Origin of the sequence: Paraburkholderia polaris, from assembly GCF_012927345.1 — a bacterium.
Taxonomy (GTDB): domain Bacteria; phylum Pseudomonadota; class Gammaproteobacteria; order Burkholderiales; family Burkholderiaceae; genus Paraburkholderia; species Paraburkholderia polaris.
In genome coordinates this window covers 181878-207775 of the sequence record NZ_JABBGJ010000010.1, presented here as the reverse complement: position 1 = coordinate 207775, position 25898 = coordinate 181878, and the positions used below count along the sequence as shown (strand labels likewise).

Below are 25898 nucleotides of genomic sequence, written 5' to 3'. Positions count from 1 at the left end.
CCCCGCTCGTGCCGCGCAACGACTTCGGCTTGCGCCCGGGCCCATCGCTTGAGGGCGGCTTGCTGGAGTTACGACTGTTCTTCTCGAGTTTCGCTTCGAGCGCGTTCAGACGCTTCACGAGATCAACGATGAGCGCGTCCTTCTGTTCGTGTGTGAGGTCTTTGAAATCAGGCATCTTCGTCATGTCCTTCACTATGCACAGCCTGGCTGCAGTTTACAAGCGCTGAATAGTTACGCCGCCGCAAAGAAAGTAAGCAAAGAAAGCGGCTCAAACCGCTAATGCTAAGTGGGCGCCCTTGATCGGAAGAGGTAGTGGCTCCGTAGAATCTGTGCCCGTGCCCATTCACCTCTTAGTGACAAAGGCGTCATACTTCCAGCGACGCTGCGCGCGCCGAAGAGCACTTCATAAAACCAACCACTGCGTTTCGGCTCTTGCATTGGGGACCTCGCGTTTTGCCCCGCACCGTGATTCGTCGTCGCATCGCCACTGTCGCCGTCACTGTCACTGTCACTGTCACTGCGACTGCGACTGCGACTGCGACTGCGACTGCGACACACCGACATTTCATTCGAAGTGCGGGTTCCCTTATGAAGTACGCAGTCGCCTCGCCGAGGCGAAGCCGATGGCCCCCACCTCAATTGAACGAAGCCCTTGGTTTCCCTGGCAAACCCGTCCGCGACGCACGCAGTGCGGAGTGGGAGCTGATGAGCCCTTAGTCACTCCGGGTGGAGCTTGTGAGGGCCCGGATTCCACGGAGCCACTACCTCCTCTAAGCAAGGGTGCCCACTTAGCATTAGCGGTTTGAGCCGCTTTCTTTGCTTACTTTCTTTGCGGCGGCAAAGAAAGTAAGTGCCTGCCCCGCACAGGGGCGAACGCTAATAAACCACTAACAAATCAAGGAAAGGCCAACACCGCAAGCGCACAGACAAAAAAGCGCGACGCAGGCAAACCAAATCAAGAAAAGGCCTACCCCACAGGCACACAGCCGAACAAGCGCCGAGCAGGCAAACAAATCAACCAAACCGCCGCACAGGCAAAAACCCAAACCTATTTCGCCACCGGCATAGTGAACTCAGCCCCCTTCCCGATGCTATCGGGCCACCTCTGCATGATGCTCTTGTAGCGCGTATAAAACCGCACCCCCTCTTCCCCATAGGCATGGTGATCACCAAAGAGAGACCTCTTCCACCCACCAAAAGAGTGCCAAGCCATCGGCACCGGAATCGGCACATTAATCCCCACCATCCCAATCTCAATCCGCCGCGCAAAAGCCCGAGCAACCCCACCATCGGAGGTAAACAACGACACCCCATTAGCAAACTCGTTAGAGTTGATAAGCTCAACAGCAGAAGCAAAATCCGGCACCCGCACCACACACAGCACCGGACCAAAAATCTCTTCACGGTAAATCTTCATATCGGTCGAGACATCATCGAACAACGTGCCGCCGAGAAAGAATCCCTTCTCATGCCCGGCCACCTGATGGCCGCGCCCGTCAACGACCAGCTTCGCACCAGCCGCAACGCCGGCATCGATATAACCCGCCACTTTCTCGCGATGCGCCGCCGTCACCAACGGCCCCATCTCAGCTTCCAATTCCATCCCATTCAAAATCTTCAGGCTCTTCACCCGCGGCGTCAGTCGCTCGATCAGTTCATCGGCAATATGCCCCACCGCGACTGCCACCGAAATCGCCATGCATCGCTCGCCAGCGGAACCATAGGCCGCGCCGATCAGCGCATCGACAGCCTGATCGAGATCCGCGTCCGGCATCACCACGAGGTGATTCTTCGCACCGCCCAACGCCTGCACGCGCTTGCCATGCTTCGCGCCTTCCGTATAGATGTATTCGGCAATCGGCGTCGAACCGACAAACGACAACGCACTCACCTCGGGATGCACGAGCAACGCATCCACCGCCACCTTGTCGCCATGCACGACGTTGAACACGCCGTCCGGCAATCCCGCTTCTTTCAGCAGTTCGGCCAGTCGATTCGAAACGGACGGATCACGCTCTGACGGCTTCAGCACGAACGTGTTGCCGCATGCGATCGCCACCGGAAACATCCAGCACGGCACCATCATCGGGAAATTGAATGGCGTAATGCCGGCGACCACGCCCAGCGGTTGGCGCAGATTCCAGTTGTCGATGCCGCCGCCGATCTGGTCGGTGAAGTCGGTCTTCAGCAGATTCGGAATGCCGCACGCGAACTCGACGATCTCGATACCGCGCATCACCTCGCCCTTCGCATCGGAAAACACCTTGCCGTGCTCACGCGTGATCAACTCCGCCAGTTCGTCATGGTGACGGTCGAGCAATTCCTTGAACTTGAACAGCACGCGCGCCCGCTTGATCGGCGCGGTTTCGCTCCATGCAGGAAACGCAGCGTTGGCGGCAGCGACCGCCGCGTCTACTTCTGCGACGCTCGCCAGCGGCACGCGTGCGCTCACGCTGCCAAGCGCAGGATTGAAGACGTCGCCGAAACGGCCGCTCGTGCCTTCGATGGTCTTGCCGTTGATGAAATGGGTCAGCGCGCGTGCGCTCGTCTCGCTCCGGACGGTCGCGTCCTGATATGTCTCGCTCATCTTCTTGTCCTCTTCCTATGAATGTCTTCCGCCCAACGCGAACGGCGTGATGAACGCAAGCGTACGGCGCTTCGGGGCCACAAATCCAATGAGTAATGCTCAACTGCGCTATAAGCCGAGCTAATATCAGGATATGGATCTGACTCTGCTACGGGCATTCGTCACCGTCGCACGCGAGGGCAACCTCACGCGTGCCGCGGTGCAGCTTCACCTGACCCAACCTGCCGTCAGCCTGCAAATCAAGCATTTGCAGGAGACGCTCGGCGTGACGCTGTTCACGCGAACCTCGCACGGGCTTTCGCTGACACGCGATGGCCAGGCCCTGCTGCCCCATGCCGAACGTGCGCTGGGCGCCGCGAGCGACGTGCAGCGTGCAGCGGCGTCGCTGCGCCACGAAGTGCGCGGCCGATTGCGGATCGGCACAATCCTCGATCCGGCGTTTCTGCGCCTCGGCGGCTTTCTCAAGCAACTGGTGGAAACCTGGCCGCGCATCGAAACGGCCTTGCGACACGGCATGTCGGGCTGGGTGCTGGATCAGGTTCGCGCGGGGGAACTGGATGTGGGCTATTACATCGGCCTTCCGTCCGATGACGATGCCCGTGACGGCGCCGCGTTTCACGCCGTCACACTGACGCACTTCCAGTACCGCGTGCTGGCGCCGGCCGGCTGGAAAGATCGCGTGAAGGGTGCGCGCGACTGGCGTTCGCTCGCCGCACTACCGTGGATCTGGACGCCGCCGGCGTCCGCGCACAATAGATTGTTGTCGCGCTGCTTTGGCGAGGCCGGCGTAAAACCGGTTAAGGTGGCGGAAGTGGATCAGGAGCCGTCGATGCTCGATCTGGTCAAGTCAGGCGTCGGTCTAACGCTCGCGCGCGACGCCACCGCGATCGCCGAAGCTCATGCGCATGCGTTGACCATCGTCGAAGGCGTCACCGTGCCGACCCAGCTCAGCTTTATCACGCTGGCGGAGCGCAAGGACGAACCGGCTATTGCCGCCGCGTTAAAGCTGATCGAGCAGCAGTGGGCGACATGAAGGCGGACATGGAGGCAACCTGAGGGCAAAACGGGAGCGATATGAGCCACTCTCATGACAGCCGCGCTCCATTCGGCCGATGGTCACCGTCATTGGCTGCGCCATTAGGGCGGCGTCCTTTGTTGTCCCGTACCGGCCGCCGTCGCTGCTCGCCGCCGCACGCGGGTGGTCGGCGCTGATCGCTTTCCCAAGTGACGTTGATGGCCCGCGCTCGTCGCCCCTGATCCGAAACCACACCGTCACGCGCTTTTTGTTAGATTGAGGGTTTGCGCTCATGCGCCGGCCCGCTTCGTTTTTTGTTCCGTCTGACTTTGTCCTTCCCGGCAGCTTCGCCCCGGCAACACCGGAAGCCGCCGACCACGCCATCCTTCGACAGGAGCCTGACATGGCACGCAACATTGAAATCAAAGCCCGCGCCCAGCATTTCGAGCAACTGCGCGAGCGAGCTGCAAAGCTTGCACCGGACGCGCCGCTGATCTTTCGCCAGCAGGACTTTTTCTACGATGTGCCGCGTGGCCGCCTGAAGCTGCGCCAGTTCGACGACGGCACGCCAGCCGAACTGATCTTCTATCAACGCGACGACCGCGACGGCCCGAAGGCGTCGTATTACACGCGCAGCCCGGTCACCAACCCTGAAGCGATGCACGCGCTGCTCGCCACCGCGCTGACCACGCGTGGCATCGTCACGAAGGAACGTCACGTTTATCTGACGGGCCGTACGCGCATCCATCTGGACCGCGTCGATGGTCTTGGTGACTTCGTCGAGCTCGAAGTCCTGCTGGCTCAGGACGACGACGAAGAAGGCGGCCATGCCGAAGCGCACGCGATGTTCCAGACCCTCGGCGTGCCGGAATCGGACCTGGTGGCGGTGGCCTACGTCGATTTGCTGAGTCCGGACAGTGAACCGAAGCAAGCTGCTTAAAACTTGAGCATCAGGGGTCGCGGCGGCCTCAATCCTTGAGCCGCCCTCCCCAAAAATCCCAAACATCCCGAAAGCCGGGAAGCCGCCGCATCAGGCGGCGGCCGCCCCCGGCGACAGATGGCCAAGCGGCAACGGCCCGTTGCGCTTGAACGTGGTCAACACGATGTTGGAGCGCACACTGTCGACGCCCGGTACACGCATCAACTTTTTCATCACGAACGTCGACAGATAATTCAGATCGGGCGCGACGATGCGCAGCAGATAGTCGGCGTCGCCGACCACCGCGTGACATTCCAGTACTTCCGGCAGCACCTCGATCTGTTGCTGGAATTGCTCGATGATCGAGTCGCCGTGATGCTTCAACTTCAGACTCGTGAAAGCCGTCACGCCGAGCCCGAGTTTTTCCGGGCGCAACACGACGCGATAGCCGTCCACCACGCCCACCTGCTCCAGGCGCTGCAAGCGCCGCCCGATCTGCGACGGTGATAGCGGCACCTGCTCAGCCAATTGCTGATGCGTGGCCCGGCCGAAGCGCTGAAGAACGTCCAGCAGCGCGAGATCGAAGTGATCGAGTTCTAACATGATGAATATCCGCATTAAACATGTAGTCTATGCACGATTATTGCATATCAGCATGCCATAACGCCATCGTTGCGCCCTTTCCGTACGCTCGCCGCTTGACACTTGCATTACCGTTTCAACCCGCAGTCACCGTAGAGCGCGCAGCATCATGTCCACAGCCAACACCGCCAAACTCAAAGAGCAATTCGACGCCGGCCTCGAAACCCGCGCGGATTTCACCATCGACCAACCGACCGCACGATACGGCGCAGTCGACCACGCAGTATGGCAACAGCTTTATGCACGCCAGACCGCGTTGCTCAAGGGCCGTGTGTGCGATGAGTTTCTGGCAGGCGTCGACTGTATCGGCATGCCATCCGACCGCGTGCCCGCCTTCGACGAAATCAACGCAAAGCTGACGCCCGCGACCGGCTGGCAAATCGTTGCCGTGCCCGGACTCGCGCCCGACCAGGTGTTCTTCGAGCATCTGGCGAACCGTCGCTTTCCCGTGACATGGTGGATGCGCCGCCCCGACCAACTCGATTATCTGCAGGAACCGGACTGTTTTCACGATCTGTTCGGCCATGTGCCGCTGCTGATCAATCCGGTGTTTGCGGACTATATGCATGCGTACGGCCGCGCCTCGCTCGCCGCTAATGATGCCGGCGCCCTGCCGCTGCTCGCGCGGCTCTATTGGTACACCGTCGAGTTCGGTCTGATCCGCGACGCGGCGAGTCCGAACGGCGTGAAGATCTACGGCGCGGGCATCGTGTCGAGCAAAGGCGAAACGCTCTACAGCCAACAAAGCGCGGCGCCGAATCAGCTCGGTTTCGACCTCGAACGCGTGATGCGCACGCGTTACCGCATCGACACGTTCCAGAAAACCTACTTCGTGATCGACGACTTCGCGCAATTGTTCAGTGTCGCGCAAACCGACTTCGCGCCCCTGCTGGCAAAGCTGGCCGCGGAACCGGCGTTCGCGGCAGGCGACGTGCTCGCGCGCGATCGCGTCATCACGCGCGGCTCGCAGGAAGGCTGGCAAGCCGACGGTGATATCTGACAATGCAGCCTGATCAGATCGACAGCAAGCTGACGGCATCCGTGAAAAAATAGCGGATGCGCACGCCCACCGGCGCGCCTGTTCAGATCAACGAGGTAGCACCATGATTAACAAACTGACTTCCGAAGAACGCGCCACGCAAGTTGCGGAACTGCACGGCTGGCAAACCGTGGCGGGCCGCGACGCGATCCAGCGCCACTTCAAGTTCGCCGACTTCAACGAAGCATTCGGCTTTATGACGCGCGTGGCGATCAAGGCGCAGGAGATGGATCACCACCCGGAATGGTTCAACGTGTACAACAAGGTGGAGATCACACTGTCGACGCACGAGGCCAACGGCTTGACCGAGCGGGACATCAAATTGGCTCGATTTATCGACACTATTACCGCGTAATACACGCGATCAGAGGCCTTGATGCACCCTGCATCGAACAATTTGATGGAAATGAAAGGGCATTGCAGGCAATCTGACGCCCAAACCTTCAGTTCTACAGGCTATTATTAAGGCGCACGTAAGAATCCCACGCAAGCCTCGCAATCCCGTCCAAACGATCCGGCGATAGCGTCTGCTGACGCTGTACAATCATCAGCGCATACGGCTTGGAGAGCGCGCTTGCCTCCTTGCACAGAACGAGTTCGTCGCCGCTCGAAGGTGAGCGGGCGCGCCAGAAGTTGATCGCGGCTTCCAGTTCGTGAATCGTTATCTCGGACATGACGTCGTGATCGCTCGGTGGCTGCTTGATGGCTGCTTGATGGCTACATCACGGCTGCTCGATAGCGGCTTCATGGCCACCTGGTGCCCATTCGGCACGGCCGTGCAGCACGCTGCCTGTGCAGCAGGCGCTCCGGCGAACCGCTTGCCCAAACGCCTAAACCCATTGTACTTGAGCGAAATCCATGCGACTCCTTCTGATCGAAGATGACCGCCCCATCGCACGCGGCATCCAAAGTAGTCTCGAACAAGCCGGCTTCACCGTCGACATGGTCCATGACGGCATTTTCGCCGAACAGGCCCTCACCCAAAACCGCCACGAACTGGTGATCCTCGATCTGGGCCTGCCCGGTATCGACGGCATGACGCTGCTCGCGCGCTTCCGTCAGAGCAATCGCCACACGCCGGTGATCATCCTCACCGCGCGCGACGAGCTGAACGACCGCGTGCAAGGCCTGAATTCCGGCGCGGACGACTACATGCTCAAGCCGTTCGAACCCACCGAACTCGAAGCGCGCATTCGCGCCGTGATGCGCCGCAGCGGCCCGCACGGCGATATGCCGCGTCCGGAAGTGTCGCTGGGCGGTGTGCGTCTGTCGGGCGTCGATCGCCGCATTTTCAACGACGACAAGCCGCTCGAACTGTCGCCGCGCGAATTCGCGGTGCTGGAAATGCTGCTGCTGCGCCACGGCCGCGTGGTCAGCAAGGCTCAGCTGCAAGACCATCTGACGCACTTCGGCGGCGATCTCGGCGATACCGCGATCGAAGTCTATGTGCACCGGGTACGTAAAAAGCTCGAAAACTGCCGTGTCGAAATCGTCACGGTGCGTGGCTTCGGTTATCTGTTGCAGGAAATCCGCCAGGCCGCATAATCGTCGCAAGGGCCGCAACTTGTGTTGCGGCCTGACAGCGCCGGGCCGGCGCCGCGCACTCGGTGCGCCATTCGCCGGCTTCCGGCGAATTTTCACGGCGCCACGGTGATTTACGCCGTTGCCTCTTTCCCGCGCGTTCGATCATGCCCCAGCCGGCCGCCAATAGTCTGCGCCGCACGCTGCTGCGGCGCCTCGCTGCTCCCCTTTCGCTGCTCGCACTGATGAGCGGCCTGATCGCTTACTGGCTGGCATGGCAGTACACGCAGCACGTGGTTGACCGGTCGCTCGCCGATCTCGCCACCGCGATCTCCAAACAGATCCAGATAGCCGGCCCTAACGCCAAGGTGACGGTGCCGCCGCTCGCGCAGGCCATGTTCTCCGATCCGGTCGAACATCTCGTCTATCGAATCAGCAACGGCGAAACCGAAATCGCCGGCGACCACAATCTGCCGCTACAGGGGACGAGCGTGCGCCGTATGCATTACGCGTACGTCTTCGAGACCCAACACGAAGGCGTGACAGTACGCGTGGCACAGGTACGCGTCGATCAGCCGACCGGCAATCCGATCGTCGTCGAAGTGGGTCAGCCGGTGCATCACCGTTTTCGCATCGCCGCCGAGTTTCTGGTCGCGATCATGATGCCCCTGCTGTTGCTGCTGCTGGCGGGCTGGGTGATCGTATGGCGTGTCGTCAATCAACAGCTCAATCCGCTCACTGATCTCGCAGACTCGCTGAACCGGCAGACCCACACGTCGCTCGAACCGGTGGACGAAACCTATGTGCCGGTTGAAATCCGGCCGCTCACTGGCGCCCTGAACGCGCTGCTCGATCGTCTGAAAACCGCCCTCGACGGCCAGCGCAAATTTATCGCTGACGCCGCGCATCAGCTGCGCACGCCGCTCACCGCCGTCAAGCTGCATGCAGAACAGGCCGCGGTCGCGCGTGACCCGCAGCAGACGCTCGCTGCGGTCCGTGAATTGCGCGCAGCGGCCGACCGCGCCGTGCGGCTGTCGAACCAGCTGCTTTCGCTTGCTCGCGCCGAGCCGGGCGAACAGGCGGCACGTTTCGTCAACGTGGATATGGCCGCACTCGCATTCGATACGGGTGCGGAATGGGTGCCGCGCGCGTTGACCTTCCACGTCGACCTCGGCTTCCAGCGGCTCGACGATCCGGCCAACGATCACCCGCTGATGGCGCGCGGCAATCCGGTGCTGCTGCACGAAGTGCTCGCCAATCTGCTGGATAACGCGCTCAAGTACGTGCCGCCTTCACGCTTCGATGGCGGCCGCATCACAGTGACGGTGTCGCAAACCGTGATCGACGATGTGCGCATGGCCGAAATCATCGTCGAAGATAACGGGCCGGGCGTGCCGCTCACGCAGCAAGCCGATCTGTTCAAACGATTCTTCCGCGGCGACGGCCAGAGCGACGCCGGTGTGGATAGCGGCGCCGGTCTCGGTCTCGCGATCGTTCACGACATCATGGTGCTGCATCGCGGCAGCGTGCATTACGAAGATGCGCCGGAAGGCGGTGCGCGCTTCATCGTGCGTATTCCGCTTATCGCGACCAGCGTTCAGCACGACGTCGTTCCCGAGACACGGCGTCCGGCAAAAAAATCGGCGCACTCGGCGCCGATCGATATGTGACTCTGCAGTGGGTCAATGCGCTGCCACGGGCCGGCTTGAGTTTACTTACGTTCAACTCAGGCAGCCCGCGTCTTATTTCTTCTTCGCTTTTTTTCCCGGCGGCTTCACCTTCTTAGCCGACTTGTCGGACCTGGAAGCGCCCTTCTCTTTCGCCGGCGGCGCCAGCATCGTGCCGCGGCACTTGCGCGCGCCGCAACGGCATTCGTATTCCTTTTTGAGCTTCTTGGTCTGGCGCGCATCGATGACGAGGCCGTAGTCGTAAAAGACTTCCTCACCCTCGGCGATGTCGCGCAGCGCGTGCACGTACACGTGACCGTCGATCTCTTCGGCTTCGCAGTTCGGCGCGCATGAATGGTTGATCCAGCGCGCGCTGTTGCCGTCCACCTTGCCGTCGATCACCTTGCCACTGTCGAGCGCGAAATAGAACGTGTGATTCGGTTCGTCCGGATTATGCGGATGACGGCGCAACGCTTCTTTCCAGGAGATCCGCTCACCCTTGTATTCGATCAGCCGTTCGCCGGCCGCAATCGGCTCGATGGCAAACACGCCTTTGCCGTGCACACCCGAACGGCGCACGGCGATCCTGCGTGAACTCATTGAATGAATCCTTGTGAAGAACTGGGGGTGAAGATCCGGCAGCCGCCAGAAACGCCCGCGTCTAACGCGCTGCTTTTTCTGACGCGGATAGCAAACGCGGCGCCTTGCGAGCGCCGCGTCGACCTGCGACGCTCGTGCGCCACATCCGGCATCCTACACGTTCAAGACGGCTTCCTTCAACCGTCAAAAAGACGTGGGCGCACGGGGCGCTCTGGCAGGTTCACCGTTGTCCGAACGAAATCTCGCCAAACAGTGCCTTTTGATCGCGCGGTTGCGAACGCCAGTACTGCGGCGGCGCTTCGACCGTCGCGCCGAGTTGCGCCGCGGCATGCCACGGCCAACGCGGGTTGTACAGCAACGCGCGAGCCATCGCGATCAGATCGGCATCACCCTCTTCGATGATTTGTTCGGCATGAAACGGATCGGTAATCAGGCCCACGCCGATCGTAACAAGGCCAGTTGCCTGTTTGACGGCCCTCGCGAAGGGAATCTGATAGCCCGGCTCAAGCGGAATCTTCTGCAACGGCGAGACACCCCCGGACGACACGTCGATCCAGTCGCAGCCGCGCTTTTTCAACTCCTGCGCGAACGCGATCGTGTCTTCGAGCGTCCAGCCGCCGTCGACCCAATCGGTGGCCGAGACACGCACGCCGACCGGTTTGTCGGCGGGAAACGCGGCGCGCACGATGTCGAAGATTTCGAGCGGAAAGCGCATACGGTTTTCTAGCGAACCGCCGTAGTCGTCGCTGCGTTGATTGGCGATCGGCGACAGGAACTGATGCAGCAGATAGCCGTGCGCCGCGTGCAGTTCCAGTGCATCGACGCCGAGGCGCGCGGCACGCCGCGCGGAGGCCGCAAACGCTTCGCGAATCCGGTTCAGTGCCGGTGTATCGAGCGCCAGCGGCGGCTCTTCACCCGGTTTGTGCGGCAACGCCGACGGCGCATGCGGCAGCCAGCCGCCTTGCGAAACCGGAATCAGCTGACCGCCTTCCCAAGGCGCCTGACTCGACGCCTTACGCCCTGCATGCGACAACTGCATCGCGACACGAATATGCGAATGCTTGCGGATCGCGGCCAGGACCGGCTCCAGTGCGGCTTCGGTGGCGTCGTCCCACAGTCCGAGATCGCCTGGCGTGATACGGCCATCCGGTTCAACGGAGGTCGCCTCGATGCACAACATGCCGGCGCCGGATAACCCGAGACTGCCAAGATGGATCATGTGCCACGCCGTAGCCTCGCCACGTTCGGCGGAATACTGGCACATCGGGGAAACGACAATACGATTGGGAAGCGTCACGCTACGCAGCGTGAGCGGGGAAAAAAGCGCGCTCATGGAATACGCCCAGTAAAAACCCGAGAGCGAACGAGCATAGCACCGCGGTTGATTGTCTGCAGGCGCGCGCAGATCAGGGTTTCGGTTCGACCTGATCGAGCCACTCGCCGAACATCCGGCGCGCGGCGGCTTCCAGCGCCGGACCGAACTGCGCCGTCTCGGCCCGCAACTGACGTGCATCGATACCGCGGCCGGCAATCTCGCCGGCGTTGCCGATCAGCCAGGGCTCGAACCGGTCAGCGCGAATCTCCGGGTGACATTGCAGACCCAGCACGTGACCGCCCCAGGCGAACGCCTGATTTTCGCAGGCAGGCGTCGAGGCGAGACGTGTGGCTTTGTCGGGCAGATCGAAGGTGTCGCCATGCCAATGCAGCATCGACGTGTGCGCGCCATCCAGATGACGCACCGGCGAAGCACGGCCGGCATCGGTGAGCGTAAGCGGTGTCCAGCCGAGTTCGGTATGGCCTGCGGGATAGACGCGCGCACCGAGCGCACGCGCGATCAATTGCGCGCCGAGGCAGATGCCGAGCGTCGGCAAACCGGCGGCAATGCGCTTTTCGATCATGGACAGCAACGGGACGAGCGTCGGGTAAAGCGCGTCGTCGGTTGCGCTGATCGGGCCGCCGAGTACGACCATGAGCGATGCGGCAACCGGGTTCGGCGCTTCGATACGGGCAAAACCGACATCGAGATAACGCACCGGCCGACTACGCTCGCCGAGCACCAGTTCAAGACTGCCCAGATCCTCGAAGTGCACATGGCGAATGGCCAGAACTTCGTGATTCATCGGCCTGCCCCACCTTCAGGTTGACTAAAGACTTGCCGCTACGCGGCGCGAACCGTCCGGCGGACGGCAATCGCCGCCCGCCGGAACACGGCGTGGCAGTGTAGCGGATTGTCCCGGGAGAAGCCGCCTTATTGGGCGAAGATCTTCCAGGTCTTCTTTTGGGTAGCGACGTCGGCCACTTCGTACACCGAGCAATCGAGACGCAAATCCGTGTCCGACATGTTCATGTCGAGCAGCGCGCAATGATGCGGCGTCTTCTTCGGATTCTTGCTCGGCTCGAAGTGCGTGCAGCTCAGGCACATGCGGTGCGGCGGAATGGTGCCTTGCGCTTCCAGCTGGTGGATGGTCTTGAGCAGCGTGCGATAGAACAACGTCTGCTCTTCGTCACGCAGCGTGCCGACCGCTTTGGCCAGGAAGTCCGGCCATTGCGCGGCGCGCTTCGCGGCGGTGCGGCCACGCGCCGTCAGACGGACCGCGAGGGCGCGGCCGTCGTCGAGAGCACGGCGTTTTTCGACCAGGCCTTTGGTCTCGAGCGTGCTCACGGCATCGCTGGTGGTCGCGGCGGTCAGCGCCGTTTCCCGGGCAATTTCGCCAAGACGCATCGGGCCTTTACGCTGCATGAGCAAGACCAGGATTTCGCCCTGGGTCGGCGTAAGGCCTGCGCCTTCCGCCCATTCCCAAGCCTGGCTCCGCATGGCCGTGCTCAATCGCAATAGGCTGTGGGTCACTCGCCCGGTTGCCTGTTCTCCGTATACGCCTTCGCTCATAATCTTCGTGTGGTTTATTAAAGCTTGCGTGCGATGCCGGCGAACCGCTGCCGAACACGCCCGTAGCCTGTGTGGGGTAGCCTCGCCCAAAAGCAGACGAGACGGTTTCTACTATCTCAAAAATTTACCGCCTTGCAAGCCAAAGGCAGCGAAAACGACATTCTATGCGAGACCGGCCAATCGTACAGCTAAGTTATTCAACGTAAGCTGTGGATAACCATGGGAAAACATAGGGGATGGCATGTGTGTCGATTCTTGATAAGCAACTAGCCGCCTCCGCCCCTACCGAAGTTGTCCTCGTTTACCGGCGCCGATGCGCCCCGGATCAGCCCAGTTATGGTTTACCTAGCGCTTTGACTTTTCAGGGAATTATTCAGTTGTCCACAGGCAGATGCAATGCTTGTTAACTACTACTACGTTTGTATACGTAAACTTTGGAAAAACCTAAAGCCCTGCGAGCTAGAAATTTATTTACGAAAAAAAACCCGCTCGAAGCGGGTCTTCCTTACGGTTTAACGTAAACAATCCTGTGTCCGGCTAGGCTCGCCACTGCAGACACTGCTGCCTGACAGCTTCGTGCAAGGACTTTTCCTGCTCGAAGACACCGCGCAGCCATGTCGCATCATTGATCTGACCGCGTGCAATCGCGCCGATTTCGGCGAGCGCGTTGCCCGAACCCAATGCTTCGGCGTGCGGCGCAATCAGATCCAGCGTTTCGAGGATGTCTTCGGAAATCGTCTTGCGTTCGCTCGTCTGCGGATTGATGCAGTTGCCGGCCAGACCGAAGCGGCATGCTTCGAAACGGTTGAACGTGTAGACAAGGTAATCGTCTTCCTTCGGCGTGATCGGCTTGTCGAGCAACAGATGCCGTGCAAGCGTCTGGATGTAGCAGGCAATCGCCGCGGCGCGATCCACTGAAAACGGCGTATCCATCACGCGCACTTCGATCGTGCCGAAACCGGGCTTCGGCCGGATGTCCCAGTAAAAATCCTTCATGCTGTTGACCACGCCCGTGTGGACCATCTTCGAGAAGTATTCCTCGAAGCTGTCCCACGTCAACACGAACGGCGCGCGGCCCGACAGCGGAAACGCGAACACGGAATTCAGTCGTGCCGAATGAAAACCGGTGTCAACACCTTGTACGAACGGCGACGAAGCGGACAACGCGATGAAATGCGGAATGAATCGCGACATGGAATGCAGCAGATACAGCGCGCTGTTCGGGTCCGGACAGCCGATGTGCACGTGCTGGCCGAACACCGTAAATTGCTTGGCAAGGTAGCCGTACAACTCTGAAAGATACTGAAAGCGCGGCGTATCGACGATCTGCCTTTCACTCCATTGCTGGAACGCGTGCGTGCCGCCGCCGCACAAGCCGACGTTCAGATGGTCAGCCGCGGACACCAGCGTGTCGCGGATCTTGCGCAAATCGGTGACGGCCTGTTCATGGGTCGTGCAGATACCGGTCGACAACTCGATCATGCTTTCGGTGATTTCCGGCGTGATGTTGCCGGGAATTTTCTCGTCCTTGATGAGGCGCATCAGATCCGAGCCGGCTTTGGTCAGATCATAGTCGTGCGTATTCACGATCTGCATCTCGAGTTCGACACCGAAAGTGAACGGTTTCGAATCGATGAAGGGTTCGAGTGACATGGCGTCCCTTGAGTCAGGTCGGCCGGTACGTGGCACCTGTCTGTGTCACATACCCGGCCGTTTTTGAATCGAATAAGTTGGATAAAGCGCGCAAATCGAGCGCCCGAAGCATCGAGCAGCGTTGCTGCGCCTAGTCTTCGCGCCGTTCAGCCACCAGCGCCAGGCTGCGATACACGAGCCACGGCCCGAGAATCTGCAGCACGAAAATCGAGCACATCACGATCGCACGCAGTTGCGGATCGAAATTCGGATAAAGGTTGTAGGTATCGTCGACAAGCAGGTACGCCAGCGCCGACATGGGCGATAGCGACAAACCGAGCGCCATCCCCTGCTTCCAGTTCAAGCCGCTCGGTTTGGCGAAGGCCATCACGCCCACCAGTTTCGCAACCAGACGCGCAACAATCAGACCCAGCGCGGCGACACCGCCAAGCGCGATGTCTTTCCATTCGAATGAAGTCAGCGTCAACACGAACAGAATCACGGTCAATAACCAGCCGGCCGTACCGAAATGTTCCGGCCACAACTGCGGACGCGCTTCAAGATTCTTCACGATGATGCCTGCGGCTAGCAACGCAAGAATGGTGGAAAGCTTGAACACATGCGCCACCGCGATCGCCAACAGCACGAGGCCGAATAGCGCGACGAACGAATGCTCGTCCTGCATGTTCAGACGGCGATAAAAAAACGTGCACGTGCGCGCCAGCAGATAGGCCAGCACGAGCGAACCGACCAGCAGATACAGGGGCTGCAGAATCGTGGCGTAGACGTTGCCGTAAACCTCCTGATGCAACCAGCTCGATACGAGCTTTTCGATCACCACGGCATACATGCTGTTCAGCGCGGTAAGGGTCAACAAACGTTGGGTGACCTGACCTTCCGCGCGCAGTTCGGTTTTGAGCTGGATCACCATCGCCGGTGAAGTCGCCATGGCAATCGCGGCGAGCACCGTTGCCACCATCAGCGGCACGTTCAGAAACAACAAAACCGGCAAAACCAGCGCGAACGTGAGCGTGGCTTCGGCGACGCTCGACAGAATCAGCCAGGGATTGCGGCGTATCCAGCGCAGATCAAGCCGGCTGCCAAGTTCGAATAGCAACAAACCGAGCGCCACATCGAGCAGCGGCCGCGCGGCGCTCGCAGAATCCGCGTCGATCACGCCGAAACCGGCTGCGCCAGCTACCAGACCGATGACCGCATACCCGGAAATGCGCGGCAAACGCCATGCGCGATAACAAAGTTCGCCGCACAGACCCGCGGCGAGCAATGCAAGACCAGCCCAAAAAATGGCGTCGGGTGTGAGTGGCCAGGCTGGAAAAAATGAAAACGCCGAATTCATTGTGATGGGTTCTCCTTGGCAGCAACGGCAGGCGACACGAACCGGCGCAAACACCGGCGAGCGGCTGAACGCACGAAGCGCTCACTGTCGCGATCGCTTCGCGTGACCCGCGTTGCGAGTTTTCAACGATCGGATGATCTGAACGCGCCGCAGCCGCAGGGAGCGCGGCGCGTTCTGGGGTGCGGCCGTAGCAACCGGCCCGGCACGGTGAAAGAATGCCGTCGACTTTGAATCAGATTCTGATTGAGCGGCACCGTTCCGTTGCAGCGTGTGCCGCCAGAGGCGAGGCACGACGCGGAAAAGAACGGCGATTGTGCCATAGCTTTTTCAGACTTGACCGAAAACACAGGAACATGCAGGCAAAACGGTAAAAACGTACGTTATCTTCGCAAGATGAGGAAAAAGCGACCGTTTAAAAACCGGGTCGGGCTCTCATAGCGTACAGATTCGACCTTGCAGATGTGTTTCCTGGGACACCGCCGGAGGCGTTTTCCTCCAACTTTCGACGATTCGAGCCCAACGATTGCGCTCGATCTGGGGACGGCCTTTCTGTTTACAGGTTTACCGTATGTATACGTAGTAACAGTTAACAAGGTGCCTCGTTTTCTGTGGATAACCTCCGTTTACCGAATCAATTCATCGGCTTGCCGCTCGCATAACAGGACGCACAGCGTGTGCGGCAGCGGCGGGTATACATGAGTAACTTTTGGCGATTTTCGACCGCAGCAAAGTTACCCCGTTTACGTCCACAACGGTTCCACATGAGTTAGGCCGGTAAACGATGCGGTTATCCACAAGCTTCAGTGGATAACTTTTCTTGTTGCGGACATTCAGCGCGCAGTGTTAACTCGCCGTGCCATGGCGCAACGCGCGTAAAAGGAAGCGAGCGGGATCGATGTCTTCGGCCAACTCCCGTTCGATCGGCCACGGCTCACCTTCGATCTGCGAGGCGATCAGCTCGGCACCGAGCGCTGCCCATACCAGACCGCGTGACCCGTAAGCGAATGCGCTATACAAGCCGTCGACCCGCGGCAAATCGAGTGGCCATGCGCCACGCAGGCGCTGGGCGTCGCGCGTCGATGCGGCTTCGTCGGCGAAATTGCCGATCATTGGCATCCGGTCGCTCGTCACGCAGCGAAACGCAACGCGCCCGGCGAGTGCCGCTGCGCGTGCCGGATCGACGATGCCGTCAAAGGCCGGCAGCATCTGCGCGACACGCTCGAGGTTTTCCAGATGGCCGTCCGGTCGTAGCGAGGTGTCAGGGTCGTCTAGCTCATAGGTAGCGCCGGTCAGCGTGACGCCGTCAGCGAGTGGGACTGCGTAGCCTTCACCGATTACCGGCATTCCGAGCGGAGGGACGGTGCCCGGCGGCAGCAAAGTCAACTGGCCGCGGATGCTGCGGGTCGGCGCGTGCCGCAAACCGGCGATGCGTGCGGCGTCGTGTGCGCTCGCGACAATGACCACCGGCGCGCGCGCGACGGCCTGCCCTGCTGCGTCGAAGACGGTCCATTGATTGCCGGACCGTTCGAGGCGCGCCACGTCCACGCCGAATCGGCGTTCGAGCAACCCGCCGGCCGCTGCGCACTGCGCGGCGCAAAGCGACGTTGGGTCGATCCAGCCGCCATGCGGAAAGAGCCAGCCGCTGCGCGCGAGCGGCATGCCCGCAAGCCTTTGTGCTTCGCTCAGTGATACGGGCGTGACATATTCAGACGGGTAACCGAACGCCGCGATTGCCTCGCTCATCGAGCGTGCTTCTTCGTCGTCCGCGGCGATCTGCAGCAGGCCAGGAGCGCCGCGCAATGGATCGTGTCCAAGCCGTTCGAGCGCCGCCCAGCGGCGCAGCGTGTAGAGAAAGCCGGCACGCGTGACGCGCGAAGCGACGCTGTCGTCGCGTGAGATCATTGGATGGAACACGCCGGCCGGATTGCCCGAGGCGTCCTGGGCCACCGACCCGTGTCGCTCCAGCGACGTGACGCGCCAGCCGCGCGAGGCCAGACGTTCGATCGCCGCGCAGCCGGCGAGCCCAGTGCCGATCACGATCGCATGCCGTTCATCGACTTCCAGTGGCGCGGGCGGCTCATAGCGGCGCACGCGCCAGCGTGGCGCGAAATGGCCGACCAGCATCGCGCGTTTCCAGCCGAAGCCGTCGACTTTTTGGTACACAAAGCCGTTTTGCGTCAAAGCACGTTTGATGTCGCCGGCACTGCTATAGGTCGCGAACGTGGCACCCTCGCCAGCCAGCCGAGCGAGCGCTTTGAAGATCGCGGGCGCCCACATTGCAGGGTTTCTGGCCGGCGAGAAGCCGTCGAGATAGAACGCATCGGCGCGCAGCCTCAACGCTGGCAAGCTGTCCGCCGCGTCGGCGAACACGAGCGTCAGCGTGATCCGTCCGCCCTCGAAATCGAGCCGGTGCGTGCCGGGGACGAGCATCGGCCATTCAGCGGCCAGCGTTTCCGCCAGCGCGGCAATCTCCGGATCTGAAATCGTCGCCGCGTAGACGCTGCGCAAATCGACCTGAGTAAACGGATGCTTCTCAGTCGAGACGAAGTGCAGTCGCTCGCAACGCGTCGGGTCGGCGCGCCAGGCAGCCCAGGTCGTGAGGAAGTTGATGCCCATGCCGAAGCCGGTTTCGAGCACGGTGAAGAGGCGGCGTTCCTGCCACCGCTGCGGCAGTCCATTGCCGCGGAGGAACACGTATTCAGCCTGTTCGAGACCACCGACGGCGCTGTGATAGATGTCGTTGTAGAGCGGCGAAAAAGGCGTGCCGTTGTCGCGGAACGCGAGGACGGCTGGGATCAGCGGATCGGTCATGCGCGGTGGAAAATGATGCTCGAAAGAGCGAGTCAGACGTTACCGCCAGCGCGCGCAGCTCGCCGGGCGGCGAAAAAGACGTGCTGCAACGTTGGCAAAATCCAACGCTAAGCCCCGTCCGTACTGGGTTTCAGCCTTCGATTGGGGCTCGCGAAGAGAAAAAAGAAGGGTTTCCCCTCGATATTGCTCCCGGAACCGCTTAATTCTTTGAAACCCTTATCCTGATTGGGTTTGCGCTGCGCTATCATAGCAAGCGCCGCGAAGGGAGCGGCAGCACGGCCGACGGGCAGTCAATCGCCCGGCGCTATATCCGGAGGGGATCCGGAGCCGCCGCTGCTCGACGGCGCGGCCCGCGCACGTATAATCGGCGCGTTCGCGCTGTTCGTGTCAACCTAAACTCAGAAAGGAACCTTAATGAACAAACAGGAACTGATCGACGCCGTCGCAGGACAGACCGGCGCCAGCAAGGCTCAAACCGGTGAGACGCTGGACACGTTGCTTGAAGTGATCAAGAAGTCTGTGTCGAAGGGTGACGCGGTCCAGTTGATCGGCTTCGGCAGCTTCGGTTCGGGCAAGCGCGCAGCACGTACGGGTCGTAACCCCAAGACCGGCGAAACTATCAAGATCCCGGCCGCCAAGACCGTCAAGTTCACGGCTGGTAAGGCGTTCAAGGACGCAGTCAACAAGCGCTAAGCAGATTACTGCCCGGCAGTTGACACCCGCCAACGGCGGGTTTTTTTTCGTCTGCGATTTTTGTTTTAGCCGCGACGGGCGACGCGGCTAAACACTCAGCGCCAGGCGGAAAGGCCGCTCAAGCTCAATCGTGGCGATGCACGATTTCGCCGTGGCCATGGCCGTCGTGGTCATGATGATCGTGGTCATGGTCATGGTCATGGTCATGGTCATGGTCGTCTTCGTCGAAGTCCCACGCCGGGAACGGATCGACGAATTGTTGCCACGCTTGCGGTCCCGCCGCGCATTCCTCGTCGGTTACGAGGCACGCGTCGAACTTTGCTTTCCAGACAGCCGGCTCAATGCCGACGCCGATCATCACCAGTTCCTGGCGACGATCGCCGATGCTCAGATCGTCCGGATCGCCGTGCCAGTCGGCGGCAATTTCGGCGGCCAGCTCATCATCGCCGTCGGGCCATTCGCTGCGATCCTGAGCGGCCCACCACATTCCTGCCGGACCATGCCGGCAAGCGCCACCCGCCTGCGACAGCGAACCGGCAATGTCGTTACGCGTGGCGAGCCAGAAGAAGCCCTTGCTGCGCAAGACGCCCTTCCACTCCTGATGCAGCAGCGCCCACAGGCGCTCCGGATGAAACGGCCGCCGCGCGCGGTAAATGAAATCGCCGATGCCGAATTCGTCCGCTTCACCGTGATGGGCATGGCCGTGCTGATGGCCATGTTCGTGCTCATTTTCATGATTAAGCGACGCCAGCCAGCCCGGTGCGCTCGATGCCTCGTCAAAATCGAAACGCCCGGTGTTCAGCACTTCGGCAAGCGGTACCTCGCCGAAACGGCTCACCACCTGCACGGCGCGCGGATTGATACGGGCGAGGATGCGCTGCAAACGCGTGAGTTCATCGGCGCTCACCAGATCCACCTTGTTCACCACCAGCACGTCGCAGAATTCAATCTGCTCGATCAGCAATTCGACCAGCGTGCGATCGTCCTCTTCGGTCGCGGCGATGCCCCGTTCGGAGAGCGCGTCGGCTGAACCGTAGTCGCGCAGGAAGTTGAACGCGTCGACCACCGTCACCATCGTATCGAGCTGCGCGACATCGGACAGCGACGCGCCGTCGTCGTCGACAAAGGTGAAGGTTTCGGCGATCGGCATCGGCTCAGCCACGCCGGTAGACTCGATCAGGATCGCATCGAAGCGCTTTTCGCCGGCAAGCCGCTTGATCTCGACCAGCAAGTCGTCGCGCAACGTGCAGCAGATGCAGCCGTTCGACAGTTCGACGAGCTGCTCCTCGAGATGCGAGAGCGCGGCGGCGTCGCGCACGAGCGTTGCGTCGATATTGACGGCGGCCAGATCGTTGACGATCACGGCGACGCGCAAACCGGCACGATTCGCGAGGATGTGGTTCAGGAGCGTGGTCTTGCCGGCGCCCAGAAAACCGGAGAGCACGGTGACGGGCAATAGCGGCTGGTTCATCGCAAGTACGGAAAGACAAGAGGATTGGAGGGCGTGCCGGGCTTGGGGTCGCATGACTCCGGGGCCAGAAGATGGCCGAACACCGGCGGCAGCACGAAGCCGCATTGTGCATCAAACGGGAAACGGGTGCGTGGCGGGGACTGCTCAGCGTGCAGCCGGCATCAGATTCCACTGGCGCAGGATTGCGGCAATTTGCTGCGCGTATTTATCACGCAGCGCCGGCGTCTCGGAGTGATACGCACCGACCGCCTGCCAGGTATTGCCGTACTTGTTCATCTGGCGGCGCAGATGCCATGCTGCTATATAGACGTTCTTGCAAGGCTCCATCAGCGTGCCTTGCGAGATGCCGTACTGGGCGAGCGTGGGCAGATGAACGGAGTTGATCTGCATCAGGCCGTAGTCGGTCGAGCCGTTGGCGTTCTTATGCAACGCATCCGGTCGATTGTGTGACTCTTGCCACGCAATTGCGCGCAGAATCAGGGGGTTGACCTTCTGGTATCCTGCCGCCGCGTCAAAGCAGTCGGCGCGTGCGGACCCTGCTGCAACCAGCACGGCAAGTCCTGCGGCGACGGTGACGAAGGCTCTTTTCATCAGTCCAGAAGATCGGTCAAGACGACTAAACAACTCGCAAGGGTAAGGTTTGGTAAGGCATCACATCGGCCATAGTTCAGTCGCTGGAAGCCGGTAAGGCTCGCTGGCCGGGCCTTTGTCGGGCATCGGGGAAAACCCGTGTCAGCAAGTCGCAACCAGCACCTCGAACGGCTCGTATCATACCGGCAGACCTACACGCGTCAAGTTGGCTAACCGACATAATCACGCGTAAAACGAAGCGCTTCTGCGGCTCGGCGCACAGAAGCTCATTGCTTTCAATTGATTGACAGTTCGTAACGGTCTCTAGAGTAATCGCACGGAGCCGTTTGTTTTGTGACAAATCCGACATGAAAAACTGTTACTGTTCATTTTTTTCGGACATTGGATGGTCGGCATCCGGGGCGTTGATCGCCTATGAGGCTGGCTGGCAGACCGACAGGGCGGCGGCCTGCTCAAATGTTCGCAGCGCATGACCGTCGACGGCTGTGGCCGTCGGCATCGATCCCACATTCCATGAGAAGAAATCGTATGGCATTGCGTCGCGTCGCAACGGCGCTGCTGGTGGCTGGATTGATCACCGCGCAGGCAGCACAGGCACAGGTGACACTCAACTTCGTGAACGCCGATATCGACCAGGTGGCCAAGGCGATTGGCGCGGCAACCGGCAAAACGATCATCGTCGACCCACGCGTGAAGGGTCAGCTGAACCTCGTGTCGGAAAATGCGGTGCCTGAAGACCAGGCACTGAAGACCTTGCAATCCGCTTTGCGGATGCAGGGCTTTGCGCTGGTGCAAGACCACGGCGTGCTGAAGGTCGTGCCCGAGGCCGATGCCAAGCTGCAAGGCGTGCCGACCTACATCGGCAATGCGCCTGTGGCGCGCGGCGATCAGGTGGTCACGCAGGTGTTCGTGCTGAAGAACGAATCGGCCAACAACCTGCTGCCGGTTTTGCGTCCGCTGATCTCGCCGAACAATACGGTCGCAGCCTACCCGGCCAACAACACCATTGTCGTGACCGATTACGCCGACAACGTGCGGCGCATTGCTCAGATCATTGCGGGGATCGATACGGCTGCGGGCCAGTCGGTGTCGGTGGTGCCGGTGAAGAACGCGAACGCGATCGATATCGCCGCGCAACTGACCAAGATGCTCGATCCCGGCGCGATCGGTAGCACCGACGCGACGCTGAAGGTGTCGATCACCGCGGACCCGCGCACCAACTCGCTGCTGATCCGTGCGTCGAACGGCGGCCGGCTCGCGGCGGCGAAGCAGTTGGCGAAGGAACTCGACGCGCCGACCACCCTGCCCGGCAATATGCACGTCGTGCAACTGCGCAATGCGGACGCGACGAGACTCGCGAAGACCCTGCGCGGGATGCTCGGGAAAGGGGGCGACACCGGCTCGTCGGGCGGCTCGAACGAAGCGAATTCGTTCAACCAGAACGGCGGCGGTGGTGGATTGGGCGGTAATTCGACGGGCACGTCGGGTACGCCGCCGCTGCCGTCGGGCGGACTTGGAAGCAGCTCGACGGCGTCGCCGATGGGCGGCAGCGGGGGAGGATACGGCTCGAGCGGTTCCGGTTCCGGCGACCTGATCGGGAGCGACAAGAGCAAGAGCGACGACAATCAGCCAGGCGGCATGATCCAGGCGGACGCCGCGACCAACTCGCTGATCATCACGGCGTCCGAGCCGGTGTACCGCAACCTGCGGGCGGTGATCGACCAGCTCGACGCGCGGCGTGCGCAGGTCTATCTCGAGGCGCTGATCGTCGAACTGAACTCGAATACGAACGCCAATCTCGGCATTCAGTGGCAGGTCGCGAACGGTTCGACCTTTGCCGGCACCAACCTGGCGACCGGCAACGGCAACAGCATCATTAATCTCACGGCGGCCGCGGCGACTGGCGGTCTCGGTGCTGCGCTCGCAACCCAGCAGCTCCAGCAGGGCCTCAACGTCGGCTGGGTGCACAACATTTTCGGCGTACAGGGGCTCGGCGCGCTGCTGCAGGCGCTGTCGCAGACCGCTGACGCGAACGTGCTGTCGACGCCTAACCTCATCACGCTTGACAACGAGGAAGCCAAGATCGTCGTCGGCACGAACGTGCCGATCCAGACCGGTTCGTATTCGAACCTCTCGAGCTCCACCGCGACCTCGGCGTTCAATACCTACGACCGCGTCGACGTCGGTCTGACGCTGCACGTGAAACCGCAGATCACCGAAGGCGGGATTCTCAAGCTGCAGCTCTACACGGAAGACTCGGCGATCGTGAACGGCACGACCAACGCGACGACCAACCCCGCCGGCCCGGAGTTCACCAAGCGTTCGATCCAGTCGACGGTACTTGCCGATAACGGCGAGATCATCGTGCTGGGCGGCCTGATGCAGGACAACTACCAGGTCAGCAACAGCAAGGTGCCGCTGCTGGGCGATATCCCGTGGATCGGGCAGTTGTTCCGCTCGGAACAGAAGACCCGCAACAAGACCAACCTGATGGTGTTCCTGCGCCCCGTGATCATCAACGATCGCGATACCGCGCAGGCCGTGACGGCGAACCGTTACGACTACATCCAGGGCGTGCAGGGTGCGTACAAGTCGGACAACAACCTGATCAAGGATAAGGACGATCCGGTTGTGCCGCCGATGCCGATCGGCCCCAGCCAGGGTGGCTCGCCCGCGATGAACTTGTTCGATCTGAACAATATGCGCCGTCAGCAGATGATGGCACCGCCAGTTTCTGCTCCGGCGCCGGTCACAAACGGCGGCGCTGTACAGACGAACCCTGTCATCACGAACGGCGGCACTGTGCAGACGAACCCTGTCACGAACGGTGGCGTTGTGCAGACGAACCCTGTCACGAATGGCGGCGCTGTGCAGACGAACCCGGTACCGTCCACCGCGTCGCCTGGAGTGCAGCCGTGAGCACGCCGTCCACGCCGCCGTCAGCTTCCGGGTTGCGGACAGCGACGCAAGCCTCGGCGATTCCGCCCGCAGTCGTGGCGGAGCATGCCGAACGCATCGCGCCGTCGGCGGTCGCCGCGCGCCTCGTGCCCTACGGCTTCGCCCGCAGCGGCCAGATTCTGGTCGCGCATCAGCACGCTGACAGCCTCGAAGTGTGGATCAGCGAACGCACCAATGACGCGGCGCTTGCCGAAGTCGCGCGCAACTTCGGCGCATTGTCCGTCGTGCGTGTGTCGGCTGACGAACTTGCCCAGGCGATCAACCAGGCCTATGCGCGCCAGGATGGCAGCGCGGCGCAGGTGGTTGGCGAAGTGGAAGGCGAAGTCGATCTGTCGCGCCTGATGCAGGACATTCCCGAGGTCGAGGATCTGCTCGAATCGGAAGACGACGCGCCGATCATCCGCATGATCAACGCGCTGCTCACGCAAGCGGCGCGCGAACAGGCCTCGGATATTCACATCGAGCCTTTCGAGACTTCATCGGTGGTGCGCTTTCGCGTCGACGGCACGTTGCGCGATGTCGTGCGGCCGAAAAAAGCGCTGCACGGCGCGCTGATCTCGCGGATCAAGATCATGGCGCAACTCGATATTGCCGAGAAGCGTCTGCCGCAGGACGGCCGTATCACGCTGCGCGTCGGCGGACGCCCGGTCGACGTGCGTGTCTCGACACTGCCCACAGGTCACGGCGAACGCGCGGTGCTGCGTCTGCTGGAAAAGGACGCATCGCGCCTGAATCTCGAAGCCCTCGGTATGGCGCCCGACACGCTCGTCAAATTCGACAAGCTGATTGGCAAGCCGCACGGCATCGTGCTGGTGACCGGCCCGACCGGCTCGGGTAAGACGACCACGCTGTACGCGTCGATGTCGCGCCTCGAAACCGCGACGACCAACATCATGACGGTCGAAGACCCGATCGAATACGACCTGTCCGGCATCGGCCAGACGCAGGTCAACGAGCGGATCGGCATGACCTTCGCGCGGGCACTGCGCTCGATTCTGCGGCAGGACCCGGACGTCATCATGATCGGTGAAATCCGCGACCTGGAAACCGCGCAGATCGCGGTGCAGGCATCGCTGACGGGCCACCTTGTGCTGGCGACGCTGCACACGAACGATGCGGCATCCGCGGTGACGCGTTTGACCGACATGGGCGTCGAGCCGTATTTGCTGGCGTCGTCGCTGCTTGGCGTGCTGGCGCAGCGGCTGGTGCGGCGCTTGTGCCCGGTGTGCCGCGAAGAACGCGTCGAAGAAGATGGCAGCGTGCGCTGGCACCCGGTCGGTTGCGAGAAGTGCGGGCAGTCCGGCTACGCAGGCCGACGCGGCGTGTACGAACTGCTGCTGATCGACGACGAAATCCGCTCACTGGTTCACCGCAACGCATCCGATGCGGAAATTCTTGCGTCGGGCCGCGCGCAAGGCATGCGCACGCTGCGCGAAGACGCGGACCGCTGGCTCGCCTCCGGGCTGACGTCGCTCGAAGAAGTGATCCGCGTGACGGGCGGAGCATAA

General features: G+C 61.3%; 22 protein-coding genes. 9 read left to right on the top strand and 13 right to left on the bottom strand.

Annotated features, from left to right (window positions below):
- Positions 1-175 (bottom strand): DUF6444 domain-containing protein (locus HHL24_RS43920; RefSeq protein ID WP_230417418.1); only part of this gene is annotated, 175 nt, incomplete at its 3' end.
- Between the two features lie 873 nt (positions 176-1048).
- On the bottom strand, positions 1049-2587 hold the full coding sequence (locus tag HHL24_RS11735) for a CoA-acylating methylmalonate-semialdehyde dehydrogenase (protein ID WP_169485639.1): 1539 nt from the start codon (positions 2585-2587) through the stop codon (positions 1049-1051).
- A gap of 133 nt (positions 2588-2720) precedes the next feature.
- Here HHL24_RS11735 and HHL24_RS11730 point away from each other — a divergent pair, with 133 nt between their 5' ends.
- Together HHL24_RS11730 and HHL24_RS11725 are read left to right on the top strand one after the other, a co-directional pair.
- On the top strand, positions 2721-3620 hold the full coding sequence (locus HHL24_RS11730; RefSeq protein WP_169485638.1) for a LysR family transcriptional regulator: 900 nt from the start codon (positions 2721-2723) through the stop codon (positions 3618-3620).
- A 385-nt stretch (positions 3621-4005) separates the two neighbouring features.
- Complete coding sequence (locus tag HHL24_RS11725) at positions 4006-4542, top strand: class IV adenylate cyclase (protein WP_169485637.1); 537 nt, start codon at positions 4006-4008, stop codon at positions 4540-4542.
- A 90-nt stretch (positions 4543-4632) separates the two neighbouring features.
- On the opposite strand, the gene HHL24_RS11720 is transcribed toward HHL24_RS11725, so the two are convergent.
- Positions 4633-5124, bottom strand: a complete 492-nt coding sequence (locus tag HHL24_RS11720; RefSeq protein ID WP_054042727.1) for an Lrp/AsnC family transcriptional regulator — start codon at positions 5122-5124, stop codon at positions 4633-4635.
- A 148-nt stretch (positions 5125-5272) separates the two neighbouring features.
- On the opposite strand from HHL24_RS11720, the gene phhA reads away from it, so the two are divergent.
- Complete coding sequence (gene phhA / locus HHL24_RS11715) at positions 5273-6163, top strand: phenylalanine 4-monooxygenase (RefSeq protein ID WP_206002809.1); 891 nt, start codon at positions 5273-5275, stop codon at positions 6161-6163.
- A 49-nt stretch (positions 6164-6212) separates the two neighbouring features.
- On the top strand, positions 6213-6557 hold the full coding sequence (locus HHL24_RS11710; protein WP_329606616.1) for a 4a-hydroxytetrahydrobiopterin dehydratase: 345 nt from the start codon (positions 6213-6215) through the stop codon (positions 6555-6557).
- Between the two features lie 94 nt (positions 6558-6651).
- Here HHL24_RS11710 and HHL24_RS11705 read toward each other — a convergent pair whose 3' ends face one another.
- On the bottom strand, positions 6652-6876 hold the full coding sequence (locus HHL24_RS11705) for a DUF3717 domain-containing protein (RefSeq protein ID WP_063498128.1): 225 nt from the start codon (positions 6874-6876) through the stop codon (positions 6652-6654).
- 184 nt (positions 6877-7060) lie between these two features.
- Here HHL24_RS11705 and HHL24_RS11700 point away from each other — a divergent pair, with 184 nt between their 5' ends.
- Together HHL24_RS11700 and HHL24_RS11695 are read left to right on the top strand one after the other, a co-directional pair.
- Positions 7061-7747, top strand: coding sequence for a response regulator transcription factor (locus HHL24_RS11700; protein WP_028197606.1), 687 nt, complete (start codon positions 7061-7063; stop codon positions 7745-7747).
- A 143-nt stretch (positions 7748-7890) separates the two neighbouring features.
- Entirely contained in the window at positions 7891-9393 is a 1503-nt protein-coding gene (locus tag HHL24_RS11695) for a sensor histidine kinase (RefSeq protein ID WP_169485635.1), read from the top strand.
- A gap of 72 nt (positions 9394-9465) precedes the next feature.
- Here HHL24_RS11695 and HHL24_RS11690 read toward each other — a convergent pair whose 3' ends face one another.
- The 7 genes from HHL24_RS11690 to mnmC all read right to left on the bottom strand — a co-directional run bounded on the left by HHL24_RS11690 (position 9466) and on the right by mnmC (position 18677).
- The gene (locus HHL24_RS11690; RefSeq protein ID WP_169485634.1) at positions 9466-9990 is read right to left on the bottom strand and encodes an SET domain-containing protein; all 525 of its coding nucleotides are present in this window, start codon (positions 9988-9990) and stop codon (positions 9466-9468) included.
- Between the two features lie 220 nt (positions 9991-10210).
- Positions 10211-11323, bottom strand: a complete 1113-nt coding sequence (locus HHL24_RS11685; RefSeq protein ID WP_169485633.1) for an NADH:flavin oxidoreductase/NADH oxidase — start codon at positions 11321-11323, stop codon at positions 10211-10213.
- 73 nt (positions 11324-11396) lie between these two features.
- Positions 11397-12110, bottom strand: coding sequence for a glutamine amidotransferase (locus HHL24_RS11680; RefSeq protein ID WP_169485632.1), 714 nt, complete (start codon positions 12108-12110; stop codon positions 11397-11399).
- Between the two features lie 128 nt (positions 12111-12238).
- Positions 12239-12877, bottom strand: coding sequence for a MarR family winged helix-turn-helix transcriptional regulator (locus tag HHL24_RS11675; protein ID WP_169485631.1), 639 nt, complete (start codon positions 12875-12877; stop codon positions 12239-12241).
- A gap of 537 nt (positions 12878-13414) precedes the next feature.
- Positions 13415-14530: a YbdK family carboxylate-amine ligase gene (locus HHL24_RS11670; RefSeq protein ID WP_169485630.1), complete on the bottom strand. Its 1116-nt coding sequence runs from the start codon at positions 14528-14530 to the stop codon at positions 13415-13417.
- Positions 14531-14660: 130 nt separating this feature from the next.
- Positions 14661-15866, bottom strand: coding sequence for a cation:proton antiporter (locus HHL24_RS11665; RefSeq protein ID WP_169485629.1), 1206 nt, complete (start codon positions 15864-15866; stop codon positions 14661-14663).
- A gap of 843 nt (positions 15867-16709) precedes the next feature.
- Complete coding sequence (gene mnmC, locus HHL24_RS11660) at positions 16710-18677, bottom strand: bifunctional tRNA (5-methylaminomethyl-2-thiouridine)(34)-methyltransferase MnmD/FAD-dependent 5-carboxymethylaminomethyl-2-thiouridine(34) oxidoreductase MnmC (RefSeq protein WP_169485628.1); 1968 nt, start codon at positions 18675-18677, stop codon at positions 16710-16712.
- 414 nt (positions 18678-19091) lie between these two features.
- Between mnmC and HHL24_RS11655 the strand changes: the two genes are divergently transcribed.
- Positions 19092-19370 carry an HU family DNA-binding protein gene (locus HHL24_RS11655; RefSeq protein ID WP_006050811.1) on the top strand — a complete coding sequence of 93 codons (279 nt, stop codon included), beginning with the start codon at positions 19092-19094 and terminating at the stop codon, positions 19368-19370.
- A 124-nt stretch (positions 19371-19494) separates the two neighbouring features.
- Here the strand turns inward: HHL24_RS11655 and HHL24_RS11650 are convergent, their stop codons facing one another.
- Both HHL24_RS11650 and HHL24_RS11645 read right to left on the bottom strand, forming a co-directional pair.
- Positions 19495-20841, bottom strand: coding sequence for a GTP-binding protein (locus HHL24_RS11650; protein WP_169485627.1), 1347 nt, complete (start codon positions 20839-20841; stop codon positions 19495-19497).
- Positions 20842-20985: 144 nt separating this feature from the next.
- The gene (locus HHL24_RS11645; protein WP_169485626.1) at positions 20986-21432 is read right to left on the bottom strand and encodes a lytic transglycosylase domain-containing protein; all 447 of its coding nucleotides are present in this window, start codon (positions 21430-21432) and stop codon (positions 20986-20988) included.
- Positions 21433-21960: 528 nt separating this feature from the next.
- Between HHL24_RS11645 and gspD the strand changes: the two genes are divergently transcribed.
- Complete coding sequence (gene gspD / locus HHL24_RS11640) at positions 21961-24351, top strand: type II secretion system secretin GspD (RefSeq protein WP_169485625.1); 2391 nt, start codon at positions 21961-21963, stop codon at positions 24349-24351.
- Positions 24348-25898, top strand: a complete 1551-nt coding sequence (gspE, locus tag HHL24_RS11635; RefSeq protein ID WP_329606613.1) for a type II secretion system ATPase GspE — start codon at positions 24348-24350, stop codon at positions 25896-25898. The genes gspD and gspE overlap by 4 nt, the downstream gene beginning before the upstream one ends.

Bases quoted from the DNA above. Each gene is read 5' to 3' on its own strand.
- HHL24_RS11735 (WP_169485639.1), bottom strand. From the start codon at position 2,587: ATGAGCGAGACATATCAGGACGCGACCGTCCGGAGCGAGACGAGCGCA.
- HHL24_RS11730 (WP_169485638.1), top strand. From the start codon at position 2,721: ATGGATCTGACTCTGCTACGGGCATTCGTCACCGTCGCACGCGAGGGC.
- HHL24_RS11725 (WP_169485637.1), top strand. From the start codon at position 4,006: ATGGCACGCAACATTGAAATCAAAGCCCGCGCCCAGCATTTCGAGCAA.
- HHL24_RS11720 (WP_054042727.1), bottom strand. From the start codon at position 5,124: ATGTTAGAACTCGATCACTTCGATCTCGCGCTGCTGGACGTTCTTCAG.
- phhA (WP_206002809.1), top strand. From the start codon at position 5,273: ATGTCCACAGCCAACACCGCCAAACTCAAAGAGCAATTCGACGCCGGC.
- HHL24_RS11705 (WP_063498128.1), bottom strand. From the start codon at position 6,876: ATGTCCGAGATAACGATTCACGAACTGGAAGCCGCGATCAACTTCTGG.
- HHL24_RS11700 (WP_028197606.1), top strand. From the start codon at position 7,061: ATGCGACTCCTTCTGATCGAAGATGACCGCCCCATCGCACGCGGCATC.
- HHL24_RS11695 (WP_169485635.1), top strand. From the start codon at position 7,891: ATGCCCCAGCCGGCCGCCAATAGTCTGCGCCGCACGCTGCTGCGGCGC.
- HHL24_RS11690 (WP_169485634.1), bottom strand. From the start codon at position 9,990: ATGAGTTCACGCAGGATCGCCGTGCGCCGTTCGGGTGTGCACGGCAAA.
- HHL24_RS11685 (WP_169485633.1), bottom strand. From the start codon at position 11,323: ATGAGCGCGCTTTTTTCCCCGCTCACGCTGCGTAGCGTGACGCTTCCC.
- HHL24_RS11680 (WP_169485632.1), bottom strand. From the start codon at position 12,110: ATGAATCACGAAGTTCTGGCCATTCGCCATGTGCACTTCGAGGATCTG.
- HHL24_RS11675 (WP_169485631.1), bottom strand. From the start codon at position 12,877: ATGAGCGAAGGCGTATACGGAGAACAGGCAACCGGGCGAGTGACCCAC.
- HHL24_RS11670 (WP_169485630.1), bottom strand. From the start codon at position 14,530: ATGTCACTCGAACCCTTCATCGATTCGAAACCGTTCACTTTCGGTGTC.
- HHL24_RS11665 (WP_169485629.1), bottom strand. From the start codon at position 15,866: ATGAATTCGGCGTTTTCATTTTTTCCAGCCTGGCCACTCACACCCGAC.
- mnmC (WP_169485628.1), bottom strand. From the start codon at position 18,677: ATGACCGATCCGCTGATCCCAGCCGTCCTCGCGTTCCGCGACAACGGC.
- HHL24_RS11655 (WP_006050811.1), top strand. From the start codon at position 19,092: ATGAACAAACAGGAACTGATCGACGCCGTCGCAGGACAGACCGGCGCC.
- HHL24_RS11650 (WP_169485627.1), bottom strand. From the start codon at position 20,841: ATGAACCAGCCGCTATTGCCCGTCACCGTGCTCTCCGGTTTTCTGGGC.
- HHL24_RS11645 (WP_169485626.1), bottom strand. From the start codon at position 21,432: ATGAAAAGAGCCTTCGTCACCGTCGCCGCAGGACTTGCCGTGCTGGTT.
- gspD (WP_169485625.1), top strand. From the start codon at position 21,961: ATGGCATTGCGTCGCGTCGCAACGGCGCTGCTGGTGGCTGGATTGATC.